The organism is Arthrobacter sp. S2(2024) (genome assembly GCF_036662515.1).
Classification (GTDB): domain Bacteria; phylum Actinomycetota; class Actinomycetes; order Actinomycetales; family Micrococcaceae; genus Arthrobacter.
Map to the genome: position 1 here is coordinate 1 of NZ_JAYKZI010000039.1, position 572 is coordinate 572.

The 572-nt window shown below is 72.7% G+C and carries 1 protein-coding gene; it reads right to left on the reverse strand.

The window, feature by feature from the left end:
- Positions 1-572, reverse strand: a 572-nt coding sequence (locus VLA65_RS21945) for a fibronectin type III domain-containing protein (RefSeq protein WP_332603747.1), incomplete at both ends; no start/stop codon positions are given.

Consider the following 572-nt stretch of genomic DNA (forward strand, 5'->3'; position numbering starts at 1 on the left):
TTGGTGATGGCCGAGCTGGTGGTTCCCGTGGGGGTGACCGGTGCGGAGGCTGCCGACGCCGGGGAGGTGCCGATCGCGTTCGTGGCGGTGACGGTGAAGGTGTAGGCCGTGCCGTTAGTGAGTCCGGTGATGTTCGCCGTCGTCGCGGGCGGGTTCCCGGTGACGGTGACCGGGGCCAGGGTGGTGGTTCCGGCGTGCGGGGTGACGGCGTAGGAGGTGATCGGGGAGCCGCCGTTGTTCGGGGCGGTCCAGGACACGGTCGCGGAGGCGTTCCCGGCGGTCGCGGTGACCCCTGTGGGGGCTGCGGGTGCCGTGGCCCCCGCGGTCGGGGTGACTGCGGCCGAGGCCGCCGACGCCGGGGAGGTGCCGATGGCGTTCGTGGCGGTGACGGTGAAGGTGTAGGCCGTGCCGTTAGTGAGTCCGGTGATGTTCGCCGTCGTCGCGGGCGGGTTGCCGGTGACGGTGACCGGGGCCAGGGTGGTGGTTCCGGCGTGCGGGGTGACGGCGTAGGAGGTGATCGGGGAGCCGCCGTTGTTCGGGGCGGTCCAGGTCACGGTGGCTGAGGCGTTCCC